Origin of the sequence: Fulvivirga ligni (assembly GCF_021389935.1) — a bacterium.
Taxonomy (GTDB): Bacteria; Bacteroidota; Bacteroidia; order Cytophagales; family Cyclobacteriaceae; genus Fulvivirga; species Fulvivirga ligni.
Map to the genome: position 1 here is coordinate 481,882 of NZ_CP089979.1, position 22,536 is coordinate 504,417.

Annotated in this window: 20 protein-coding genes; 4 read left to right on the plus strand and 16 right to left on the minus strand. The window is 37.7% G+C overall.

Annotated elements, in window-relative coordinates:
• Window positions 1-3: 3 nt before the first annotated feature.
• On the minus strand, window positions 4-2,640 hold the full coding sequence (locus tag LVD16_RS02115) for a PAS domain-containing sensor histidine kinase (protein WP_233771933.1): 2,637 nt from the start codon (window positions 2,638-2,640) through the stop codon (window positions 4-6).
• 163 nt (window positions 2,641-2,803) lie between these two features.
• Between LVD16_RS02115 and LVD16_RS02120 the strand changes: the two genes are divergently transcribed.
• Window positions 2,804-3,646 carry a YdeI/OmpD-associated family protein gene (locus LVD16_RS02120; protein WP_233771934.1) on the plus strand — a complete coding sequence of 281 codons (843 nt, stop codon included), beginning with the start codon at window positions 2,804-2,806 and terminating at the stop codon, window positions 3,644-3,646.
• Here LVD16_RS02120 and LVD16_RS02125 read toward each other — a convergent pair.
• The 12 genes from LVD16_RS02125 to LVD16_RS02175 form a co-directional block, all read right to left on the minus strand.
• Window positions 3,643-4,266: a class I SAM-dependent methyltransferase gene (locus LVD16_RS02125; protein ID WP_233771935.1), complete on the minus strand. Its 624-nt coding sequence runs from the start codon at window positions 4,264-4,266 to the stop codon at window positions 3,643-3,645. The genes LVD16_RS02120 and LVD16_RS02125 overlap by 4 nt on opposite strands.
• Entirely contained in the window at window positions 4,250-5,089 is an 840-nt protein-coding gene (locus LVD16_RS02130) for a UbiA prenyltransferase family protein (protein WP_233771936.1), read from the minus strand. Before LVD16_RS02130 ends, LVD16_RS02125 begins: the two co-directional genes overlap by 17 nt.
• 70 nt (window positions 5,090-5,159) lie before the next feature.
• Window positions 5,160-6,044, minus strand: a complete 885-nt coding sequence (gene atpG, locus LVD16_RS02135; protein WP_233771937.1) for an ATP synthase F1 subunit gamma — start codon at window positions 6,042-6,044, stop codon at window positions 5,160-5,162.
• A gap of 40 nt (window positions 6,045-6,084) precedes the next feature.
• The gene (gene atpA / locus LVD16_RS02140) at window positions 6,085-7,665 is read right to left on the minus strand and encodes a F0F1 ATP synthase subunit alpha (protein ID WP_233771938.1); all 1,581 of its coding nucleotides are present in this window, start codon (window positions 7,663-7,665) and stop codon (window positions 6,085-6,087) included.
• Between the two features lie 13 nt (window positions 7,666-7,678).
• On the minus strand, window positions 7,679-8,239 hold the full coding sequence (gene atpH, locus LVD16_RS02145) for an ATP synthase F1 subunit delta (protein ID WP_233771939.1): 561 nt from the start codon (window positions 8,237-8,239) through the stop codon (window positions 7,679-7,681).
• Window positions 8,240-8,246: 7 nt separating this feature from the next.
• Window positions 8,247-8,747 carry a F0F1 ATP synthase subunit B gene (locus tag LVD16_RS02150; RefSeq protein WP_233771940.1) on the minus strand — a complete coding sequence of 167 codons (501 nt, stop codon included), beginning with the start codon at window positions 8,745-8,747 and terminating at the stop codon, window positions 8,247-8,249.
• 92 nt (window positions 8,748-8,839) lie between these two features.
• Window positions 8,840-9,028 carry an ATP synthase F0 subunit C gene (gene atpE, locus LVD16_RS02155; protein WP_202245536.1) on the minus strand — a complete coding sequence of 63 codons (189 nt, stop codon included), beginning with the start codon at window positions 9,026-9,028 and terminating at the stop codon, window positions 8,840-8,842.
• 38 nt (window positions 9,029-9,066) lie between these two features.
• A complete protein-coding gene (gene atpB, locus LVD16_RS02160; RefSeq protein ID WP_233771941.1) occupies window positions 9,067-10,164 on the minus strand; it encodes a F0F1 ATP synthase subunit A in 1,098 nt (365 codons plus the stop codon).
• Between the two features lie 100 nt (window positions 10,165-10,264).
• The gene (locus LVD16_RS02165) at window positions 10,265-10,657 is read right to left on the minus strand and encodes a DUF6168 family protein (protein ID WP_233771942.1); all 393 of its coding nucleotides are present in this window, start codon (window positions 10,655-10,657) and stop codon (window positions 10,265-10,267) included.
• Window positions 10,658-10,664: 7 nt separating this feature from the next.
• Window positions 10,665-10,871 (minus strand): AtpZ/AtpI family protein, encoded by a 207-nt coding sequence (locus LVD16_RS27845; protein ID WP_370687634.1) that lies wholly within the window; start codon window positions 10,869-10,871, stop codon window positions 10,665-10,667.
• The gene (locus LVD16_RS02170; protein ID WP_233771943.1) at window positions 10,855-11,289 is read right to left on the minus strand and encodes a bactofilin family protein; all 435 of its coding nucleotides are present in this window, start codon (window positions 11,287-11,289) and stop codon (window positions 10,855-10,857) included. The genes LVD16_RS27845 and LVD16_RS02170 overlap by 17 nt, the downstream gene beginning before the upstream one ends.
• A 13-nt stretch (window positions 11,290-11,302) precedes the next feature.
• Window positions 11,303-12,004 (minus strand): M23 family metallopeptidase, encoded by a 702-nt coding sequence (locus LVD16_RS02175; RefSeq protein WP_233771944.1) that lies wholly within the window; start codon window positions 12,002-12,004, stop codon window positions 11,303-11,305.
• A 356-nt stretch (window positions 12,005-12,360) separates the two neighbouring features.
• Here LVD16_RS02175 and porW point away from each other — a divergent pair, with 356 nt between their 5' ends.
• Genes porW through uvrC form a run of 3 tightly spaced genes read left to right on the plus strand, consistent with a single transcriptional unit; the run spans window position 12,361 to window position 19,054 of the window.
• A complete protein-coding gene (porW, locus tag LVD16_RS02180; protein WP_233771945.1) occupies window positions 12,361-14,934 on the plus strand; it encodes a type IX secretion system periplasmic lipoprotein PorW/SprE in 2,574 nt (857 codons plus the stop codon).
• On the plus strand, window positions 14,924-17,254 hold the full coding sequence (locus LVD16_RS02185) for a transglycosylase domain-containing protein (RefSeq protein ID WP_233771946.1): 2,331 nt from the start codon (window positions 14,924-14,926) through the stop codon (window positions 17,252-17,254). Before porW ends, LVD16_RS02185 begins: the two co-directional genes overlap by 11 nt.
• A 3-nt stretch (window positions 17,255-17,257) precedes the next feature.
• The gene (gene uvrC / locus LVD16_RS02190; RefSeq protein WP_233771947.1) at window positions 17,258-19,054 is read left to right on the plus strand and encodes an excinuclease ABC subunit UvrC; all 1,797 of its coding nucleotides are present in this window, start codon (window positions 17,258-17,260) and stop codon (window positions 19,052-19,054) included.
• 32 nt (window positions 19,055-19,086) lie between these two features.
• Here uvrC and porN read toward each other — a convergent pair whose 3' ends face one another.
• Genes porN through porL form a run of 3 tightly spaced genes read right to left on the minus strand, consistent with a single transcriptional unit; the run spans window position 19,087 to window position 22,486 of the window.
• Window positions 19,087-19,989: a type IX secretion system ring subunit PorN/GldN gene (gene porN / locus LVD16_RS02195; RefSeq protein ID WP_233771948.1), complete on the minus strand. Its 903-nt coding sequence runs from the start codon at window positions 19,987-19,989 to the stop codon at window positions 19,087-19,089.
• 21 nt (window positions 19,990-20,010) lie between these two features.
• Window positions 20,011-21,597 carry a type IX secretion system motor protein PorM/GldM gene (gene porM, locus LVD16_RS02200; protein ID WP_233771949.1) on the minus strand — a complete coding sequence of 529 codons (1,587 nt, stop codon included), beginning with the start codon at window positions 21,595-21,597 and terminating at the stop codon, window positions 20,011-20,013.
• A 55-nt stretch (window positions 21,598-21,652) separates the two neighbouring features.
• Window positions 21,653-22,486, minus strand: a complete 834-nt coding sequence (gene porL, locus LVD16_RS02205; RefSeq protein ID WP_233771950.1) for a type IX secretion system motor protein PorL/GldL — start codon at window positions 22,484-22,486, stop codon at window positions 21,653-21,655.
• Between the last annotated feature and the right edge of the window lie 50 nt (window positions 22,487-22,536).

The window sequence follows — 22,536 nt, forward strand, 5'->3', positions numbered from 1 at the left end:
TTATTATTCATTTTTGCGACTTTTTGCTTCAGTAATAGCATTCGGAATTAAGATATCAAAAATAGTCCCAACGCCAATTTCACTGTGAACTCTTATTTGTCCTCCCAACCTTTCCACTGCATTTTTCACAATATAAAGGCCTATTCCTGAACCCTCCGAGTATTCTGTGGCTCTATAGAACATCTCGAATACTTTGGGCAAAGTATCCTCTTCTATGCCAATGCCATTGTCCTCGAAACGGATGTGGGCCATCTCATCGGTTACAGCGATGTGCATCTTAACAAACGGTTCTTCTTTTTCTGGATCCAGATATTTAATGGCATTTGAAATGAGATTTCTAAAAATTTCATTGATGCGCCATTTGTCACTGTAAAAAGGATAAGATGATATCTCTATAAATTTTTTCACCTTGGAGGCCTTGGGCAGATAATTCAAATCAGAAAAGCAATCATCAACCACCTGATTAAAATTAATTTCACCCAGAGATACCGCCAGCTTTAAATTCTTGGAATGACTCAGTACATCATTAATGAAGCTATCCAGCTGTTTCACTCTATTTTCAATGAGAGAAATGTAATGATGCAAATCATCCTCATTCTGCTCATAATTGGCCAGGTTAACCAACCCGAGTATCGATGAAAGCGGAGCCCTCAGGTCATGAGACACCTTATAAACAAAATTATCTAACTCATTATTTCTTATCTGTAGTTCCTGCTCGGCTTTGGTTCTATCCGTGATATCCACATAAATGCCGTATATACCAATGGTTTTATTCTCAAAAGAAACAGGCACGCCATAAATGATAACGGGAACAGTATGCCCATCAGCATGTAATCTGTAACTCTCCAGCATTCCCACCTGGCCACTGGCAGTTAAGGTATTTATATCAATCGCCTCTTTTTCATAATCCTTAGGCACCAGGATGTTATTGAGCTGATTACCAACAATGGCCTCTTCGGAGAAGCCAAACATATCCTTAAAACCCTGGTTCATCTGCATTACACAATGCTGATCATCCAGCAGAACTATCCCCAAAGGTGAGTTTTCAAAAAGCTGTGTGAAGAGCAATTCATTCTTTTGAACAAGAATCTCAGAGGTCTTCTTATCATTGATGTCCAGGTACGTTCCCGTAAGCTTCACCGGTTGATTGTCGTCACTCCACTGCACAACCCTTCCTCTATCCAAAATCCACCGATAAGACCCTCTCTTCGTTTTAAACCTGTACTCCGCCTCATAGTATGAGGTTTTCTTAGATATATGATTATGAAGCAGTTGATGTACATCTTTAGCATCTTCCGGATGGATGAGCGCGAGCCATTCCGTCATAGTTAGTTCAAGCTCGTTAGGCTCGTAGCCTAGCTTGGATACCCAGGAATTATTAAAAATAGTTTTCTTATCCTCAACTTCCCATTCCCAAAGTGCCAATTCTGCACCTTGCAATGCTAATTTCAGCCTCTCTTCCGATAGCTTATATCGTCTTTCTACTTCCTTTTTATCTGTAATATCCAGTAGAAGACCGTATCTCACTACTGTTCCATTTTTCTTTTTTGTAGGGCTCGACTTTCCCTCTATCCATTTCTCTTTGCCTTCAATGAGCAATCTACCTTCCCACTCCCAATCCTTCAACTGCACACGAGCATTGTTAGAAGAATCATAAAATGTAGCATGATCCTCAGGGTGTATCAGGCTATCTAGCAATAAAGGATTGTTTCTTACTTCTTCAGGGCTAACACCAAACATTTCTTCACAACCATGACTGATGTATTTAAATGAAGAAGTGCCATCAAGTTTTTCCTCTAGCTCATAAATAACTCCGGGAAGCCCCAGGGTCAGCATCTGAAACTTAAGATGCGTTTCCGTTAAAATTTGCTCGGCCTGTTTTTGGAAGGTGATATCCGATAGAATAATTACTACTTCCTGAATCTGTCCTACCTCATTTTTTACAGGATAAATGTGCCCACGGATATATCTGTTTACAATGGGTGTGGGTGCTTTGGCTGCCTCCGAATCAAAAGGATTATAGTAAGTAGGTGGTATTTCAGACACCTCACCTGCAAATCCTTTTTGCAAAAATGGCATAATACCATGCTCAAGAAGCTGTGTATCCTCTAGTATGTTATAGCTCTTCAGGATCTGTCCAGTAAGCTTTTCACTGGTACCCCAAAGCGTAGAAAAAGCCTTATTGAAATATTGTATGTTACCATCAGGCCTGAAAATACAAGTAGCCAACGGAGACTCTTCCACCAATGGCTGAAACTTACTCTTAATAATACGCTTGGGAGTAACTTCCCTTAAGATAATCATACAAAGAGCAGCGTCTTCATCTGACAATCTGGTGGGAGAAAAGCTTAGACTAACAGTATGAGAAGTGGTTGGGGTGTCAATGGTGTACAAGGTACAGCAAACACTATTCTTACTTGCAAATGCCTCGATGGCACATTTGGAACACTCCTGATCCCAAAGGGTCAACACCTTATCTACCTTTCTTGATACACTTAAAGATTTAGGAAGCCCTGTTAATTCTTCCAACCTTTTATTCCATGCCAGTACAGATAGTGTACTATCAATTACCAGGATAGCCTCAGCATTTAACTCAATTAAGTTGTCTATCAAAATACGTGAGGAATCCAGTTCGTTCATGTAAATTTAGATGTTAACAAACTCCGCAATTTAATCAATTATCGATTAGTATCAATGACTAAATGGGTTTTATTAAATGTATGTTAAATTTTTAAAATTTCAGTTTATCATTGTCTAATTATTATTAACAGTAGTTTCTCTAATTAGTTAGACCGAATATGCCATGGGAATAGATGCAAAACTTAAATTCAAGTCAGGACCTGCAGTTATACTTAACTCACCCTCAGATTTCTCTTTAGAAAGGAACTATGATGAAAAAGTAATTAATGAATATTACGATAACCTTTTGGTGTTTACTCAAGATTCCAAACAGCTAAAAAGCATCATTACCGCTATTGATAAATCATTGAAAAATGACCCTATATTATGGATCGCCTATCCGAAGAAAAGCTCAAAAATAAAGACTGACTTTTCTCGTGATAACGGGTGGGAGAGTTTGACAGCAAAAGGGCTAAGGCCTGTATCACTCATTAGCCTCGATAGCCAATGGTCGGCCTTGAGATTCAGACCTGTGAGCGAAGTGACACCATCTAAAAATACTAAGACTCAGATATTCGAAGCAGAATTAAAAAGATCTGGTGATTTGTTCTTTGTAGAAGTACCCGACCAAATTTTTAATAATCTGGGAGCTCCCGAGAAAGATATCGTTATAAAGTATACCGTTCAGAAACTGAAAGGGGAAGGTACTTTAAGCCGGATTAATGATCAACCATCTCTAATGATTGATGACAGCATCTTGAAAAAAGCTAAAGAAGGAGAAACACTAAACCTATCTGTTTCAAAAAAAGATGAAAGGCCAGCCATACATATACCGATGGAACTACAGCAATTATTAGATGGTGACGCGCCCATTAAAAGTTTTTATGACTCACTATCCTACACCAACAGGAAAGAATATGCTGTCTGGATTTCTTCTGCCAAACGAGAAGAAACCAAACTAAAGCGGATTCAAGAGTGTAAAGTCAGATTAGAGAACAAAGTCAAAAACCCATCAGAAAAGTATTAAAGGACTTTTGTGAAGAGCTGGCTTTTGAGCATTCCATTCTTAATCGTTGTCTCATTCATTTTCGAAAGGCCGCATTGATTCAAGTATTGCTCGAATGGCAATAATTCCTTAGTTCCAATACCACTGGTAATACGAAAGAACCAGATCATCGTAAGAATTAAAAGCTTGTGACTCAGGCGATTGGTTTTGTAGAAGTCTGTTACTATCCAGCAACCTTTCGCTTTAAGGTGATGATATAATTTTTGAATTACCTTTTTCAGGCTGGCTTCATCAAATAAGTCGAGATAGAAATTGGTTAAGATTACATCATATTCTGAATTATGAGGAATTGCTTCAATGCCGGCAACCTGAAAGCTTATGAAAAGCTGATCAAAGGTCTTCCTGGCTTTGGCCAATCGAATCATTTCAGATGAAGTATCTAAATAGGTTACGGTCATCTTTCTATTTAAATATCCTAAAGCCTCCAAAATATAACCACTCCCGCCTCCAAGGATAAGTACGTGGCTATTTTCAGGAATTTGATCCAGATAGGTGCATTGTGCCTGATCTAACTTTGAACCAAAAACTAAATGAGCCAATCGATCATAAATGGGAGCTACAAGATTAAAATTTCCAGCCATCCTGAAGGTACAACGTAAACAATGGAAAGAGGAAAATAGCATCACCCAGCCAGCGATAGCCATTTTTAACTTTGAATATAGAATCAAGCCAAACTATCGCTACCAAAGCCAGAAGCATAACCATTACAGTGTATTGGAACCAGCTAAATGCCATGTCAAAGGATAGGATAATAGCCAAAGCCAACTGAACAGCTAGAAAATACTTTAAGAATAATTTAATACTTTGAGGTTTGTAGTTTCTGGCTATCGAAGGAAATCCGTCTTGCTCATCCCCTTCATTTTCAAAAACAGAAAAAATAAAAAGATTTGAGAGAGCCAGCATTACAAACTGAGTATAAATAATAAGTATGTTCCAATTAAAAATCTCTTCGTAGATGCTCAATGGGCCCACCATTATTCCTGCCGCGTATAAAAAGGCAATCAACATTTCCTTCTGATACCGAAATTGGACCTTGATAAAATGAAGTAGAATAAAATAGGCCAACACTAAGGCTCCGATGCTAGCCCCCCATACCACTGTTTTAATGGGTAAAATAAAAATGAGGGCAGCAATAATCATTAGCACAATTACAGATATATAACTGATACTTTTAAAATACCTCTGATGAAATCTATGTCGCTCAGACGAGGCTGGTTTTTGTACCTGCCTGGCATCCAGTAGATGATCAAATGAATATATAAGCCATACGGTAAGGCCGAGAATTAAGGATACAGGCAATGGAAGCTCCACCTTCAGAAACCAGGCTACAAACCATGAGCAAATGGTGGCTCCCAAAGCCACGTCTAAACTCAAGATGTTGAAATATTTGTATAGCCTTCCCATATACCTTATTCACAAAAAAAGGCAAACCGTATGGTTTGCCTTTTAAAGTTAATTATATATTTCTTTTTATTTAAGACCCTAAAGCCTCGGCCCCAGCTACAATCTCCAGAATCTCTGTAGTAATAGCTGCCTGACGAGTTCTGTTGTAAGTAAGCTTTAGCTCCTTCAAAAGTTCTCCGGCATTATCAGTAGCCTGATCCATAGCTGTCATTCTAGCACCATGCTCTGATGCATTTGACTCCAGAACAGCCTTAAATAATTGAATTTTTAAAGATTTAGGAATCAATTCCTTTACTATCTCATCTCTTGACGGTTCAAAGATATAATCAACGCCATAGTCAGCCTTCTCTGTTTCCTCGTTAGCCACTACTGGTAAAAACTGCTCCACATTTAAAATTTGAGTAGCTACGTTTTTAAACTCGTTGTATATAATCTCTACCTTATCATAATTACCTTCTACGAAATTATCCATGGCAAACTGGGCAGCCTCAGCAGTTTTCTCGAAAGACACTGGAGTAAACATATCCCAGAAATCACCAATTACATTATAATTTCTTTTGGTAAAATATTCAAAAGCTTTTTTTCCGATAGGTAAAATTGAAACCTTACCAGCATCAAACTGTGATTTATAAGCTTCTGCAATACGTTTGTTAGTAGCTTTAAAAATAGAACTGTTAAACGCACCACATAATCCTTTATCTGATGTAATTACGATCAGTAAAATATTTTGCTCAGCTCTTACCTCAGAGAATTTACCTGAATAGTTTTCACCGTCAGTTATAGAAGACAGATTCTTCAATATTCCTGAAAGTTTGTGAGCATAAGGACGCATTTGTGTAATGTTATCCTGTGCTCTTCTCAACTTAGCAGCCGCCACCATTTTCATGGCCTTTGTGATCTGCTGAGTAGAGGTTACAGATTGAATTCTCGCTTTTACTTCTTTTAAATTCGCCATCTATCGAATTAGATTACTTGAGGTTAAACCTTGAAAATAATTACTTATCGTATTCTTTAGCTAAATCTGTAGCTACTTGAGCCAAAGTGGCTGTAACGTTATCTTCTAACTTACCAGCTTTTAAAGAATCTAGCGCATCTCTGTGCTTAGTTCTTAAAATATCAAGGAAGTTAGTTTCAAATTCTTTCACTTTGTTTACTGGCACTTTATCCATCATACCTTTAGTAGAAACGAAGATAATAGCTACCTGCTCTTCTACTGGTACTGGAGAGTACTGTGCTTGCTTAAGTATTTCAAGGTTTCTTCTACCTCTTTCAATAGTAAGCTTAGTAGCAGCATCAAGATCAGAACCAAACTTAGCAAATGCTTCAAGTTCACGAAACTGAGCCTGATCTAGCTTCAACGTACCAGATACTTTCTTCATTGATTTAATCTGAGCAGAACCTCCTACCCTTGATACTGAAATACCTACGTTAATCGCTGGTCTGATACCAGAGTTAAATAAGTTAGTTTCAAGGAAAATCTGTCCGTCAGTAATCGAAATAACGTTAGTTGGAATATAAGCAGAAACGTCACCCGCTTGTGTTTCTATAATTGGAAGAGCTGTAAGAGATCCACCACCTTTAACTTTGCCTTGTAAAGACTCAGGTAAATCATTCATACCTTGAGCAATAGCATCGTTTTGAGAGATCTTAGCTGCTCTTTCTAATAATCTTGAGTGAAGATAGAATACATCACCAGGATAAGCCTCACGACCTGGAGGTCTTCTAAGAAGTAGAGAAACCTCACGATAAGCTACAGCTTGCTTAGATAAATCATCATAGATTACTAAAGCAGGTCTTCCTGTATCTCTGAAGTACTCACCTATAGCAGCACCAGTAAATGGAGCAAAGAACTGCATAGGAGCAGGATCAGCAGCAGAAGCGGAAACCACTACAGTGTAGTCCATAGCACCAGCTTTTTCAAGGGCAGCTACCACACCAGCAACAGTAGAAGCTTTCTGACCTACAGCAACGTAGATACAAAATACAGCTTCTCCTCTTTCATAAAATTCTTTTTGGTTAATGATAGTATCAATAGCCACGGCAGTTTTACCGGTTTGTCTATCACCAATGATAAGCTCTCTTTGACCACGTCCAATAGGAATCATAGAGTCAATAGCTTTGATACCTGTTTGAAGTGGCTCTGCCACAGGTTGTCTGTAAATTACACCTGGAGCTTTTCTTTCCAATGGCATTTCGAAAGTCTCTCCTTCAATAGGTCCTTTACCGTCAATAGGATTACCTAGAGTATCTACAACTCTACCTACTACACCTTCACCTACGTTAACTGATGCAATGCGCCCTGTTCTTTTTACAGTATCGCCTTCTTTGATACCTTTTGATTCACCAAAGATTACAGCACCTACGTTGTCTTCTTCTAAGTTAAGAACAAGTGCTTTTAGGCCGTTTTCGAATTCAAGAAGCTCACCTGATTGAGCTTTAGATAAACCGTAAATACGGGCTACACCATCACCTACCTCTAGTACCGTACCTACTTCCTCTAATTCGGCTTCGGTTTTGGCTCCGGATAGTTGCTCTCTAAGTATTGCTGAAACTTCGTCTGGTCTTACGTCTGCCATTGTATATTATAATTTAGAATTCTTTGATATATGGATTTTGACTGAACTTATGTTCTAATGATTTCAATTTTGTTCTGATAGAATCATCTATCTGCTGATCTCCTACCTTAAGGATATAACCTCCAATTATATCTTTATCAACTTTCTCTTCAAGATGAACAGTTTTCTTGGTAGAAATTTTCTTTACCATCTCCTCCATCTTAGCTCTTAAATCAGGAGTTAACGCTACTGCTGTAGTTACCTGAGCTACCTCAACACTTTTAAAGATGTTGTACTGAGTATGAAACTCCTTAGCGATAGCAGGCAATAAAGCCTCACGTTTCTTTCTAGAGATAATATCGAATATAGCTAGTGTTAGATCATTTACCTTTCCAGAGAATATTTTCTCAAGAATAGCTCTCTTTTTATCGTTTTTAACTACCGGATTTTTCAGTAATAAAACGAAATCACGATTTTCTTCGCAGATAGTATTAAAAGATTGCATGTCGGCATGTACCTGATCCAACACGTCCTTTTCCTTTGCTAATTCTAACAAGGATTTGGCGTATCGAGAAGCGGCTCTGTATTCAGTCATCTTTTAATTAGTTCAGCTTTGCGTCTTTAACAAACTCTTCAATTAACTCTTTCTGTGCCTTTTCGTCACTAAGCTCTTTTCTGATGATTTTCTCAGAAATCTGCAATGAAAGCTGAGCTACTTGATTTTTCACTTCAGCTAAAGCTGCTTGCTTTTCAGTGTTAATAGCCTGACGAGCATCTTCAAGCATTTTTTGAGATTGCTTCTCAGCATCAGCAGAAGCCTGCTCTTTTAATGAGTTAGCTACTTGTCTCGCATCTTTAAGGATCTGATCTCTTTCTTGTCTTGCCTCATCTAATAATTTAGCATTATCCGCTTGTAAACGAGCCATTTCTTCTTTAGCACGCTCTGCAGAATCTAAGGCATCTTGGATAGATTCCTCTCTTATTTTCAAAGATTGTATAATTGGTCTCCAGGCAAACTTGGCCATGATGAACAATAATACCAGGAAAATGATGGTTTGCATTATAAACAAACCGGGAGAAAAGTCATTAATCAGCTGCTCCATTACTTTTTATATATAAATTCAGTGTTTAATTCTTAAGAAAAAGCACACCTTGCGCCTATCGCAACAAGGTGTACCTTAATGTCAATACATTATTAAGCTCCTAGGATCAAGGCACCAAAACCTAATCCTTCTAATAATGCTCCAATGATAATCATAGCAGTTTGAATTTTACCGGCTGCTTCTGGCTGACGAGCAATACTTTCCATTGCTTTACCACCAATTTGACCAAGTCCAATTCCACCACCGATTACGATTAATCCTGCTCCAATTAAATTGTACATGTGTGTATATTTATATAATTAAACAAAAATTCTAACTATTAATGATGGTCATGATCTGCCACAGCCATACCAATAAATAGCGCAGAAAGCATAGTAAAGATATATGCCTGCAAGAACGCCACTAGTATTTCTATGATAGAAATGAATAGCGCAAGGAAGAATGACATTCCTGTAGCTACTACCGGACCAAAAGCAGCCTTCATAGTAATAGATAAAGCAATTAAGCTCATTACCACAAAGTGACCAGCTGTAATGTTTGCGAACAAACGTATCAAAAGCGCAAAAGGCTTCGTAAACATACCAATTATCTCAATCGGCATGAGGATAAACTTCATTAACACAGGCACACCCGGCATCCAGAATATGTGCTTCCAATATTCTTTGTTACCGTTAATCTGCACTATAATAAATGTAAGTGCAGCTAAACAAACAGTGATTGCTATGTTACCTGTTACGTTAAAACCAAGTGGAGTAAGTCCCATTAGGTTAAGAATCCAGATATAGAAGAAAGCAGTTAACAAGTAAGGCATAAACTTCTCGTAATGCTTATCACCAATATTTGGTCTTGCCATTTCATCTCTTACATAGATAACCAACGGCTCTAAGAAACGGCCAACACCTGTAGGGATAGATTTTGATTTGTAATTTTTAGCTAATGCTCCGAATAACCAGATTAATAAAATACCAGCCAAGATCATCCCAGTTACGTTCTTAGTAATAGAAAGATCTAAAGGAGTTTTATTTGTTGGATGGTGCGCCTCGTCGTAGTTAAGGTGACCTTCCGCATCAGTTTTATAAATTTTACCGTGATGTACAACGTAATAATTCCCGTTAGACTCTGCTACTGTAGTTTCATGATGAAACTTTGAAGACATAAATACGTGTAGTCCATCATCCCATAATATTACCGGGAGTGGAAAGCCTATATGCTGACCTGTTTCACCTATGGTGAAAAAGGTAAAATCATGAGAATCTCTTAAGTGGTGGTGGATATACTCGGTAATTTCTTCCTTGGTATCCACGGCTCCACCAGACTCGGTAGAATGGCCAGCTTCTTCATTATTTGAACCAAAAGCAAAGCTGGAAGCAAATAACATTACAAGTAATGTAAGAAAGTTGGTAGTTTTTTTGATCATCACGCTACTGAAAAGGAATCCGTTATAAATTTGGCGCAAAGCTAAGAATTTCCAGAAAAGATCACCTTCTTTTTTTAAATTGTTTTCCAGAAAATTACAATCAACTTTTAATTTGCTGGGAATTTAACAGCCTGCCACAGTATATAGCCTCAATTATTATAAAGATCATCATCGGCAACACCACTGACAGTTTCTCCGCCATATTCATGCCCTCTTCTGTGAAAATTACTGGATGAAAAATAAGCACGAACAGTCCTATTTTTATAAATATGGAAGCCAGATAAGCATAACCTGCCTGGCTTGGCATAATTGAGTTCATAGCTTCTATTAGCAAGCAAACCACTAGCATGGCTATGGTATGAAAGATATAAATTCCAGAGATGGAGAGACCTACCTCCGCTCCATATGAGGATAATAAGTAAGTGTGAAGGGCATAGGTGCCGTAACTCAGTATAAGAGCTAGTATCAGAAACAGTAGAAACCGTTTAAGCATGGTTGGACTATGAATTATCTTTTATTACTTGTCTGATTATAAGACCGGTAGAAAGAATAACTGCAATGAGTGTGATTATATTTTCATACAATCCATTCTCATTGCCAGTTTTGTTATCAATATATTCGCCTAATAAGTTACCTAAATAAATGGTAACAGCCATCTGAATGGCCAGGCCCGAATATTTTATATATGGGTTATACTGCTTTGGCACCTTCCTGTTTCAAGGATTTTGTTTGGCCGTTAGCCGCCTCTATTTTGATTTCTTTAGCTGCCACCCCCATTTTACAGCCTCCGTTAAATACCGCTCCGGTTTCTACTATTAATTTATTAGTAAGAATGTCTCCGTTAACTACAGCAGTAGGCTTTAGTATAAGTACTTCGGTGGTTTCTATATTTCCGTTAAGTTCTCCTTCAACTTCAGCGTTTTGAGCCAGGATATTTCCTTCTACAAAAGAGGACTGACCTAATGCAACCTTAGACTTGGTCTTCACATTTCCGATCACTTTCCCCTCTATCCTTATATTACCAAATGTCTCTACACTACCCTGAAGCACGGTACCTTTACCGATTATATTACTGGAGTTACTTATTTGTTCTGCTGTTTTATGATCTTCTTTAGAAGCAAACATGTTCTTTAGGGTTTTAAAAGGTTACAAATTCCTCTGGATTCACAGAGTTACCATTATTCCATAATTCAAAATGCAGGTGCGGCCCATCGGTAAGCTCACCCGTATTGCCAATGATAGCAATAATTTCTCCGGCGTTTACAAAATTACCAACTTTTTTCAAAAGTTCGGCATTGTGTTTATAAACCGAAATCAGGTTCCCTCTATGCTGAATAGCAATGACATAGCCTGAATCTTGAGTCCAGGAAGACATGATCACTGTGCCATCAGCGATGCTCTTCACCGGCTCGTTTTTCTTTGCCACTATATCCACTCCGTAGTGTCCTTCTTTTACGTTATACGGAGAAGAAACAAAACCGGATAAAGGTGAGAAAAAGAATATTTCCTGCAGTTCATTATAATTGCCAGAGGCAAAGTTTAGCAGAGACATATCTGTTCTCTCAAACTCCTGTCGAAATTGTGAATCTACTGGAGATAATTTTGTAACGTCAATATTCTCATTTATTATATTACCGGCCTCAACATTAGCCTGAGAATATTCCTGATTGATATTAGCCGTATCTCCGCTCAGTACTCTTTGGAAGTTTTTTATAAACCTGTCCTTCTCTTCTACTTCTAATGATAGAGAATCTACCTTGGTAGTAAGTTCATAAAACCGTTTATTAGCTTCAATCTGAGCATGACGTGGATCAAACCACTGAGCCAGTAATGTTTTCACCAATAACAGGCTTAAAAACATTAGGATAATAAATACTGTCACAGCCAACAGTATTACCTTTGCATAGGTAAAACTGAAGGTTGACTTTTCAGCAAAGTTCTCCTCGTTTCTAATAATTAAAAGATAACGATTAACCAACCAACTAGAAAGTGTCTTTCTTGCCTTCAAATTGCTGTGTATTAAAAATTTGGGCAACAAAAATAGATATTATAAACTATTATTGTATTAATTATCATATTTTTTACGTTCTCTGGTGAGTTAATCAAAATTTCATGGTTGTACAAATCAAAACGATTTAAATTATCATTTTTGTATAACTTAGATTCGCACTAACTTTAAAAACAACTTAAACGACTTTGCTACATCCTAAGATCCCATTTTTTGCATGTATTACTTTACTTTCTTTTTTAGCAGGCTGTTCTGCTGAGAGAAATAATGTAATCAGCAAAACTTATCATAATACCACTGCCCGCTATAACGCATATTTCTATGCCAAAAATGACATTCGTGAAGTAAAAGACATTGTTAGGGGCACTTATGACAATGACTATAATAGGGTGTTAAAGATTTACCCGGAGATAGATTCGGTATTAGCAGACTCCTATAAAGAACAGATTGAAGATTGTATCAAGAAGTCATCCCTGGTGGTGCAGAGACATAAAAATAGCAAATGGGTAGATGATAGCTATGTGCTTATAGGCCTTGCTCGTTTCTACAGTCTGGATTACGTAAATGCTATTGAAACATTTAAATATGTAAATACTAAAAGTGAAGACGATAATACCAGACACCTGGCCTTAGCTCACTTACACCGTACTTTTACTGATTATGAAGAATATAATAACGCCATAGCAGTATCTGATTATTTAAAAAAGGAAAAGATAAATAAGGAGAGCGCGAAGGTTTTATATCTTAACCAAGCTCATTATTACCAGGTACAAGGCGACTTGGATAATATGGTCAGGAACTTAGTAAAAGCAGCCCCTTTACTAAAAAAATCAGATGGCAAAGGCCGTATTTATTTCATAATTGGCCAAATCTATCAAGATCTTGGCTTTGATTCTGAAGCCTATAACTACTATAAAAAGTGTATAGCTAGTAATCCAGAGTATGAGCTAGATTTTTACGCTCGCCTATATATGGCTCAGGTTACTGAACTCGGCAAATCAAGTGATCTTCGTGCCGCCCGAAAGCATTTCAAAAAACTACTATCTGACAGAAAGAATAAAGAATTTAAAGACAAAATCTACTATGAAATGGCTGAGTTTGAGCTCAGACAAGGAAATATTGATGGAGCCCTAGATTATTTGAAGTCATCTGTGGCATCAAGCACTGACAATAACCGCCAAAAAGGCCAATCATACTTGCGAATTGGGCAAATTGAGTATGATAGTTTGGCCCAGTACGAGCTTGCCAAGCTATACTATGACAGCGCCGTAAAAGCCTTACCTACGGATTTTGAGAACTATGAAAAAATTAAGCAAAGACAAGAAGTGCTTGCTGATTTTGTCACTCAAATTAATACCATCCAACTTCAAGATAGTCTTTTGGAGTTAGCATCATTAGATTCCGTCTCTATCATGAATAGGATTGATGACTATCTAGCACAAGAAGCAGAGAAGAAAAAGAAAGAGGAAAAAAGGCAAGAACAAGCCCAGAAGAGAAGACAATTTGACCTCAGGAATAGCGACAGTGGTATTGGAGCCACTAGCTGGTATTTTGGTAATCCATCGGCTGTAGCTATGGGGCAAACTGAATTTCAGCGCATTTGGGGTGATAGAGCTCTGGAAGATAATTGGAGGCTTAGCTCAGTACAAAGTGGTGCAGTACCTCAAGATGCACCTTCAGATGTAGCCACCAATGTAGACATTGTAGATGGCGTACCTGAAGAGGGTTTGGTTCAAGATGCTCCAGCTGAAAATCGAGCCGCACAGATGTATTCTCAAATTCCTTTTTCCGAAGAAGCAAAAGGCATGGCTTTAGGTAAAATTGAAGAAGCTTATTACAAATTAGGAAACATTTATTATTTCAATTTAGAAGAGCTGAAAAATGCTTCAGAAACATTTGATAAGCTTTTAACCCGATTCCCAGAATCCACGAATGAGCCCGAGGTACTTTATCAAATGTATCTCATTGGTAAAGAACTAGGCACAGATACTGAAAAGTATAAAAATGAGCTGCTCACAAAGTATCCTAATACAACATATGCTAAGCTCATTGCTAACCCGAATTACACGGAGGAAAGCACCGCCGCAAATGAACAGCTTAAGATTGTGTATAAAGATGCTTATGCATTATTCAGAGAAGGCGATTATGCCGCCTCCAACAACATGATTGATTCAGCTTTGAATAAGTTTCCAGAAACCGTATTTACCCCAAGATTAAGACTCCTAAAAATTCTTATCGTAGGGAAAACAGAGAACATCAATCTGTATCAATATCAGTTATCAGAATTCATAAAGAAAAACCCAGATAGCGACATTACTCCTTATGCACAAGAATTATTAGATGCTTCAAAAAATTTCCAAAAGAAACAGCAGCGCCTATTAGGCACTAAGTATGTAGAATATTTCGAACAGGAGCACTATTTCATTTTTGTCTATGAATCAGGCAAAGGTTTAGCTGATGAGCTTTCTAGCCAGGTTGAAGCCTATAATGATAATCAGTACACCGAGTCAGAATTAAAAACCAGCAATCTAATTTTAGATGATAGGTATGATATGGTTATGGTAGCCGGGTTCACTGGAAAAGTAGACGCTCAAAAATATTATAACCAGTTTATTAAGAACAAGGTTATATTCGAAGATAGTAAGAACTCAAAATTCTATAAATTTGTAATTACTAAGGACAATTTCAACATTTTTTATCAGAGTAAAGACTTAGATGCCTATCTAGGGTTTTTTAATAAATATTATACCAATGGACTTTAAAAGCTTTTTAAAAAAGGCCAATGAGAAATCCAGCAAAAAAACAAAGGGATTTAAAATAGCCATTATCTCCTTGTGGGTTTTCTTTTTCATAATGGTAGTGATTGTTCCTACCTACATTATTACAGTTAGTAATGATTTTATGGGGCTATATGGCGGCATGCCAAGTATTAGGGCTATGGAAAACCCTGAAAACGATCTTTCTTCAGATCTACTATCAGCGGATGAAGTTTCTTTAGGAAGATACTCTAGATACAACAGAAGCCAGGTAACATTTGATCAGCTATCCCCGGCATTGGTCAACACATTGTTATCCTCAGAAGACCATAGATTTTATAAGCACCCCGGCATTGATCTTACTGGATTAATGAGAGCCGTAGTTGGAAAATTAACATTAAACTACGCTGGTGGTGGTAGTACCATAACCATGCAGCTCGCTGAGAACCTTTTTAATACTATGACTGAAAATGAAGGATCTCTCTACAAAGTAGGTGGTTTGAGAGAAATCATTATCAAAACAAAAGAGTGGATTATTGCGGTACAGTTGGAGCGAAACTTTACCAAAGAGGAAATTATGGCCATGTATTTTAATACTGTGTCATTCGGTAGTTTATCTTTTGGTATAAAAGCAGCCGCTGAAACCTTCTTTTCCAAACAGCCTAGTGAGCTAACTTATTCAGAATCGGCAGTACTAGTAGGTTTGCTTCAGGGAACTTACGCTTTTAGCCCCATTTACAATTATGACAACTCTCTGAGTAAACGGAATCAGGTATTAGGTAAGATATATCGTCACGGTCATATTTCAAAAATAGAATTAGATACTCTGAGAGAGAAACCCATTAATACAGAAAATTATAATGTAGCCAATCAAAATACGGGGATAGCCCCCTACTTCCGTAAAGTCATTAGACCTTATCTTTTGAAATGGTGTAAGGAAAATAATTATGACTTATACGAAGATGGTCTGAAAATTTATACTACCCTTGATAGTCGGATGCAGAAATATGCCGAACAAGCAGTATCTGAGCACATGAGTGAACTGCAGAAACTATTTGATGATCACTGGAAGGGAAGAAACCCGTGGGTTAATAGCCAGGGTGAAATTCCAAACTTCGTAGAAAAGACATTCAAAAGAAAATCTCCTTACTATGACCAACTTGTAAAGCGTTATGGTAAAGATTCAGACAGCTTAAATATTGCCATGAATCTGAAGAAAAAAATGACAGTGTTCAGCTGGCAGGGAGAAATCGATACAGTAATGAGTTCACTTGATTCTGTGAACTACTATGAAAGATTTTTAAATACTGGTATGATGTCAATGAATCCTCATACCGGGCATATAAAGGCCTGGGTAGGAGGAATAGATCATAAATACTTTAAGTATGATCACGTGCAGCAAGGTAAGAGACAGCCTGGCTCTACCTTCAAACCATTTGTTTACGGTACAGCAATAGAGCAAGGATATCCTCCATGTTATGAGGTGCCAGATGTAATGGTGACTTTTGATTTACCAGAAGGAGGCACCTGGACTACCCCTAATGCTGATGGAACATATGGAACCGGTGAAAAAATGACTATTCGACAAGGAATGGCCCGATCGATCAACACGATCACTTCTCACATGATGAAAGTGGTTGGCCCTAAGAACGTAGTTGATTTTGCTCATAGAGTGGGTATAACCAGTAAACTCGATGCTGTTCCTTCATTATGTCTTGGTGTAAGTGATGTCACAGTCTTTGAGCTTGTAGGTGCATACAGCACATACGCCAATAAAGGCATCTATACAGAACCTTACTTCATTACAAAAATTGAAGACAAAAATGGTAACGTGATCGAAAACTTTGTACCTAAGACGCGACAAGCCATCAGTCAGCAGACAGCCTACAAAATGATATATATGCTTCGCGGCGGTGTTGAAGAGCGGGACGGAACCTCTGTGGGGATCAATCGTGAGTTAAAAATCAATAACGAAGTTGGCGGTAAAACAGGAACTACAAATAATGCATCAGACGGTTGGTACATGGGCGTGACCAATGACCTTGTAACTGGAGTTTGGGTAGGTGGTGATGAAAGAAGTATTCACTTTAGAAACTGGTATTATGGTCAAGGGGCAAAAACTGCTCGTCCTATTTGGGAGAAATACATGCTGAAGGTTTATGAAGACGAAACCCTTGACGTGAAAAAAGGACCATTCGAAAGACCTCCTGGTGGCATTGACGTTAACCTTGATTGTAGTAGATACAATCAAACTAACCCTTCTGACTCAACAGCAGTAGAGGAAATAAGAGAGGATGACATGTGGAAAGATGATGATTTTAATTAGTGGATGCAAATACCAAAATTAACGGTTGATCAACGAAGTATGCTCCCTAATGAACCGGGAGTATACAAATTTTATAATAAAGAAGATAAATTAATTTATGTTGGAAAGGCCAAAAGTTTAAGAAAACGAGTTGGCAGCTATTTCACCAAATCGCATCAACTAAATAGAAAAACGCGCAAACTCATATCAGAGATTGTAGCCATTGCCTATACCATAGCCAATACCGAACTTGATGCACTTCTTCTGGAGAACAACCTGATCAAGGAGAATCAACCTAAATACAACATCCTTTTAAAGGATGATAAAACCTTTCCGTACATCTGTATAATTAATGAAAGGTTTCCTCGCATCATTTCCACAAGAAAATTCGATCCCACTTTCGGTGAATATTTTGGCCCGTTTTCTAGCGTAGTTGCCATGAAAAATGTGTTAGAGCTTATTAGAAAGCTTTACACCATCAGAACCTGCAAGCTTAACCTGACACCAAAAAACATTAATCAGAATAAGTTCAAGGTTTGTCTGGAATATCATATTGGCAATTGCAAAGGACCTTGTGAAAACTTTCAATCTGAAGAGGATTATAATCAGGAAATAGAACAAGCCAGACATATACTAAAAGGTAATCTTGGCGTAGTAAAGACCTATTTTAAAGATAATATGTCCGTTGCTGCTTCAAAACTCGAATTTGAAAACGCTCAATTATTTAAGGATAAATTAGGCCTCCTGGAAAAATTCCAGATTAAGTCTACCGTAGTTAATCCAAAATTATCAGAGCTAGATGTTTTCACAATTGTTACCGAAAAACAAACGGCCTTTGTGAATTATATGCAAGTGAATAATGGTGCAATCACTCTTGCTAAAACCGTAGAGATCAAAAAGAAACTAGATGAAACCAATGATGAGGTTCTTAGGCTTGTTGCGGTTGAGTTAAGAGATCAGCACAGTAGTAATCATAAAGAAGTTATTTCTAACGAGGAGCTAGATCTGGGAGAAGGAATAATAAACACCGTGCCTAAAATTGGTGATAAGAAAAAACTGCTAGACTTATCACTAAAAAATGCTCTAGAGTACAAAAAAGAAAAGCTCACTTACTCAGGGAAGAAAAAGAAGAACGAAGTATTAGTCCAGATGAAAATGGACTTGAAACTCACGGAGATACCAGAGCATATTGAATGTTTTGATAACAGTAACTTACAAGGCACAAACCCTGTGGCTTCAATGGTGTGTTTCAAAGATGGGAAACCATCAAAGAAAGACTATAGGCATTTCAACATTAAAACAGTAGTTGGCCCAGATGACTTCGCATCAATGAATGAGATAGTTCACAGAAGATATCAGCGGCTTTTGAATGAAAACGCACCACTTCCACAACTTATAGTAATCGATGGAGGTAAAGGCCAATTAAGCAGCGCATGTGATGCTCTTAAAGGTCTGGATCTATATGGGAAGATACCTATTGTCGGAATTGCCAAAAGACTAGAAGAAATCTATTATCCCGAAGACAGCATACCGGTTCATATAAGCAAAAAGTCCCCGTCACTATTGCTTCTTCAAAGAATACGAGATGAAGCACATAGATTCGCCATTACCTTTCATAGAAATAAAAGGAGCAGTGCAACATTTAACACAGAACTTGAAAGCATTCCAGGCATTGGCAAAAACACTACAGACAAACTGCTTCTTACTTTCAAGTCCACCACAAAAGTAAGATCAGCAACCTTAGAAGAACTCATTGATGTGGTAGGTACACAAAAAGCCCAAACAGTATATAATTACTTTAAACAAAAAAAGGCTCAGTAAACTGAGCCTTTCTTGCTTGATATGTTAACCTATTAGTATTCCCAAAGGTTATGTTCTTTTTCCATAAGTTCCATTTCCCACCATTCCGATGCCATAACAGCTTCCATTCTGTTTTTGTACATATCAACGATTGGATCGTCATCAGGATTTTCAAATTTGAATAATGTAGATCTGAATTCTCTTAGCTCAAAAGCATCAGCAAAATTCTTATTCTCAGCACTATTGTATCTGTTAATCCAGATAGCACTTTCAGGGTGATCTTTAAATAACTTATGTAAGTCTTTGTATTTCAAAACAACTAGTGGTAATTCAACACCATCCAGAGTGTAAGATCCTGGAATGATTAATTGAATACTCTGTGGCTTGTAGTATAGTCTTGATCTTCTCTTGTCAAAAATCATATCCTCCATTAATCTCATAATGGTAATCTGACGAGGCAAGAAAAGAATAGCATCACCTACGCCGGGAGTTTCTTCCCAATCATCCGGTGAATCTGACGGAATCGAAGTCACCTCATCAAATATAGCAGAGTAAACTTTCCCATTATACTTCACTTGGTCTCCTTCGTAATATTCAACTCCAGCTTCCCACGGAGCTATTTCTAAACCAGGTTGGTAAACAAGTCTTTGCATGAACTCATCCTTGCCCATTTTGCTGGTAAGAGAATCATTTGTATAAAGATCAACCAACTCGCCTGATTTAATAGCATCCAAAATAAAACCTGTGATCTCGCCACCACGAGCAAAGAATCCTTTATTTTGTTTCTCTTGTAAATCAATTGTTCTCCAAACCCTTCTCTTGAACAAATGTTCGTACCTAGCTATTGGTTCAATAGAGTTGGGATTGTATTGCTCTAGCTCACTTAACTGAGCGAATGCGGGTACAGCCAACAACCCTATCAAGACAATTAAAATGTATTTCTTAAAATTTAACATGTTCACAACCTGTCTAATTCGTTATTTAATTGGAATACTGTAGATGGTGTTAGCAGGTTTTACCTTCTCATTTCCACCTTGGTATGTTCTTCTGCTAACGTCTTCTATTTTTATAATCAAGTTATCACCAGCTCTAAAAAGGCTTCTCCAAGCTCTTAAATCTATATTCTCAGAAGTGAAATCTTCAGCTTTAATTTGTCTTCCAGAACGAGCTAATTTAACACTCACTTTTCTTACTCTATAACGTGCATCATTCGGCACTTCTCTTGCGAAGTTCTCCTCAGCTTCAGCACCAACTTTCACAGTAGTTAAAGCAGCTGCGCTAACACCGTTTTCGAAATCAACTGGTCTGTTTCTAGAAGTAATCTCGATTGTTGGAGGTGGAACCTTTTTAACATCAAACGTTTCAGTACCTAAAACATTGCCTGAGTTACTAACAGTTAATTTAACTTTGCTTCTTCCTTTAGGAATTACAGTAACCAAACCTGTTCTGCTTCCTTTTACAACAGAAGCTTCACTTGAACTAAAGCTAGGATTATAGCTGGTTCCTAATGCCGGAACCTGTATATCTAACTCATTTCCACAGTTCATATAAAGAGCTTGTAACGCTGCTGATCTTACCTGAATAACTGGTTTCACCACATAGTACGTATGATTAATTTCATAAGTACTGTCGTTCAAGCTAATTTCAGCTTTAAATTTCTGCTCCGACATTAAAGTCTTTGGATCATAACTAGATGCCTTAGCAGGGAATTTAATCTTTCCGTATTTGATACCGTTTTCATTAGTTTCAGATGGCACTTCTTTACCATTATACTTAAACGAAGGATTCATACCTGAAGCTGCTGCAGTAATAAATAAGTCTGCTTCGAAATCAGCACCAGATGCTACAATATTTGAAGTAGGTCTAATCAATGGAACCACTTTATCAAATTCGATATCCTTTGCACCAACTTGCTCTGCTAAATCTTCCAAAGCTCTAGCTTCATAACCTAACAATTCTGTTTCAAGTTGGCTAATCGTTGCCATACCCGCAGCCGTAGGAGTTTCAGCAAAGTAGTACTCCGCAAAAGCTTTCTTTGCTTGATTAGGATCACTCGCGGCTATAGGAATATCTTTAGCATCTTTGGCTAAAGGCTCAAATTTATCTCCAGTCATCGTGCTTAATTGCTTAGCATAATCATTAAGCATCTTTTGAAGCTTATCACCTTCACCATTTCTGATCATAACGTTACCTACGCCTTCAGTGTCCTTAGTACCAACTAAGTTACCTTCTTCGTCTCTACCTCCAGTTTCTTCAACCATTCGGTCTCTTAGACCATCCATATAGGTTAAAGTTTCTTGAGTCATTTCACGTACCTTCTTGGCCTTATTCAGAACTACAACATCATTTCCCCTATCACCTTTTTTCTTAACTTCTCCAGTGATAGCAGTTAATGTTTTACCATTCTTTTCAGAAATCTGAGCTCCAGATTCCTTTAAGGTCTCATCTATAAACACAAACTTTTCGAGAACGGCACTACTTACGTTCAATGCTAACAATGCTGTTAACACCAGGTACATCATGCCGATCATCCTCTGTCTTGGGGTTTCTTTTCCGCCAGCCATATTAGATTAATACTTTTAATGAATAAATCATAAATAATTTCTTCGGGTATCCCTATTAACCTTGTTTAGGGCTTCCACCTCTCATTGCAGTAAGCATGTTACCATACACTGAATTCAATGAAGTAAGGTTCGTAGTAAGCTTATCTAATTCGTTGGCAAAAGTTTTAGTTTTTTCACCAGCTTTAGTCATTCCTTCTAACGCACCAGCCATGTTAGTATAGAACTTGTTCATAGCTTTCACGTGACTATCAGCATCTTTAAGCTCCATCTCATATACAGCGTTAAGAGCACTTAAGTTCTTAGTAACGTTTTGTACTTGAGTATGGTATTCTTTAGAATCTTTAGTAGCATCAGCCATGGCAGTCATTGCCTGAGCTGTTGTAGCATAAGATTTATTCATTTCAGATAATGACTGAGATGCTGTTTTAACATTTTTCGCATAATCGTTAGTTGCAACAGCTGCATCAGCCAGGTTAGACATTTTAGATGCAGAATCAGCCATACTTCTCATTCCTTTGCCTAAAGAATCGATAAGCTCAGGACCGATTTTGGCTTTATCCATCATTTGGTCTAATTGCTGTGAAGCCGAAGGTCCAGCAGCAACCTGCTTGTTAGAAACTCTTGGAGCTACAGTAGGTCCTTCAAAGTCTTCCGCAAGCTCAGGATAAACTTTTGACCAATCTGGCTCTGCATGAGGGGGTTCAAATGCACTTAAAAAGAATATAACGGCTTCAGTGGTAAGACCGATCATCAACATAGCATCGGCACCTTTTAAATGTAAAATCTTGAACAAAGCACCTACAATAACTACGGCTGCACCAATACCATATATTTTTGGCATTATTGTTTTATATAACAGTTCCGCAAATCCGCCTTTTTTTCTACTCATTGTCTTAAGGTTTTAATTTAATGAAAGTTAATTATTGGGTTTGATAAAAA

What these genes read in the sequence shown, in the direction of transcription:
- porL (WP_233771950.1), bottom strand. Translation starts at nt 22,486, where the DNA reads ATGAGTAGAAAAAAAGGCGGATTTGCGGAACTGTTATATAAAACAATA.
- atpB (WP_233771941.1), bottom strand. Translation starts at nt 10,164, where the DNA reads ATGATCAAAAAAACTACCAACTTTCTTACATTACTTGTAATGTTATTT.
- LVD16_RS02130 (WP_233771936.1), bottom strand. Translation starts at nt 5,089, where the DNA reads ATGGGAAGGCTATACAAATATTTCAACATCTTGAGTTTAGACGTGGCT.
- LVD16_RS02185 (WP_233771946.1), top strand. Translation starts at nt 14,924, where the DNA reads ATGGACTTTAAAAGCTTTTTAAAAAAGGCCAATGAGAAATCCAGCAAA.
- uvrC (WP_233771947.1), top strand. Translation starts at nt 17,258, where the DNA reads ATGCAAATACCAAAATTAACGGTTGATCAACGAAGTATGCTCCCTAAT.
- LVD16_RS02150 (WP_233771940.1), bottom strand. Translation starts at nt 8,747, where the DNA reads ATGGAGCAGCTGATTAATGACTTTTCTCCCGGTTTGTTTATAATGCAA.
- LVD16_RS02115 (WP_233771933.1), bottom strand. Translation starts at nt 2,640, where the DNA reads ATGAACGAACTGGATTCCTCACGTATTTTGATAGACAACTTAATTGAG.
- porM (WP_233771949.1), bottom strand. Translation starts at nt 21,597, where the DNA reads ATGGCTGGCGGAAAAGAAACCCCAAGACAGAGGATGATCGGCATGATG.
- LVD16_RS02165 (WP_233771942.1), bottom strand. Translation starts at nt 10,657, where the DNA reads ATGCTTAAACGGTTTCTACTGTTTCTGATACTAGCTCTTATACTGAGT.
- atpH (WP_233771939.1), bottom strand. Translation starts at nt 8,239, where the DNA reads ATGACTGAATACAGAGCCGCTTCTCGATACGCCAAATCCTTGTTAGAA.
- atpE (WP_202245536.1), bottom strand. Translation starts at nt 9,028, where the DNA reads ATGTACAATTTAATTGGAGCAGGATTAATCGTAATCGGTGGTGGAATT.
- atpG (WP_233771937.1), bottom strand. Translation starts at nt 6,044, where the DNA reads ATGGCGAATTTAAAAGAAGTAAAAGCGAGAATTCAATCTGTAACCTCT.
- LVD16_RS02170 (WP_233771943.1), bottom strand. Translation starts at nt 11,289, where the DNA reads ATGTTTGCTTCTAAAGAAGATCATAAAACAGCAGAACAAATAAGTAAC.
- LVD16_RS02120 (WP_233771934.1), top strand. Translation starts at nt 2,804, where the DNA reads ATGGGAATAGATGCAAAACTTAAATTCAAGTCAGGACCTGCAGTTATA.
- atpA (WP_233771938.1), bottom strand. Translation starts at nt 7,665, where the DNA reads ATGGCAGACGTAAGACCAGACGAAGTTTCAGCAATACTTAGAGAGCAA.
- LVD16_RS02125 (WP_233771935.1), bottom strand. Translation starts at nt 4,266, where the DNA reads ATGGCTGGAAATTTTAATCTTGTAGCTCCCATTTATGATCGATTGGCT.
- porN (WP_233771948.1), bottom strand. Translation starts at nt 19,989, where the DNA reads ATGTTAAATTTTAAGAAATACATTTTAATTGTCTTGATAGGGTTGTTG.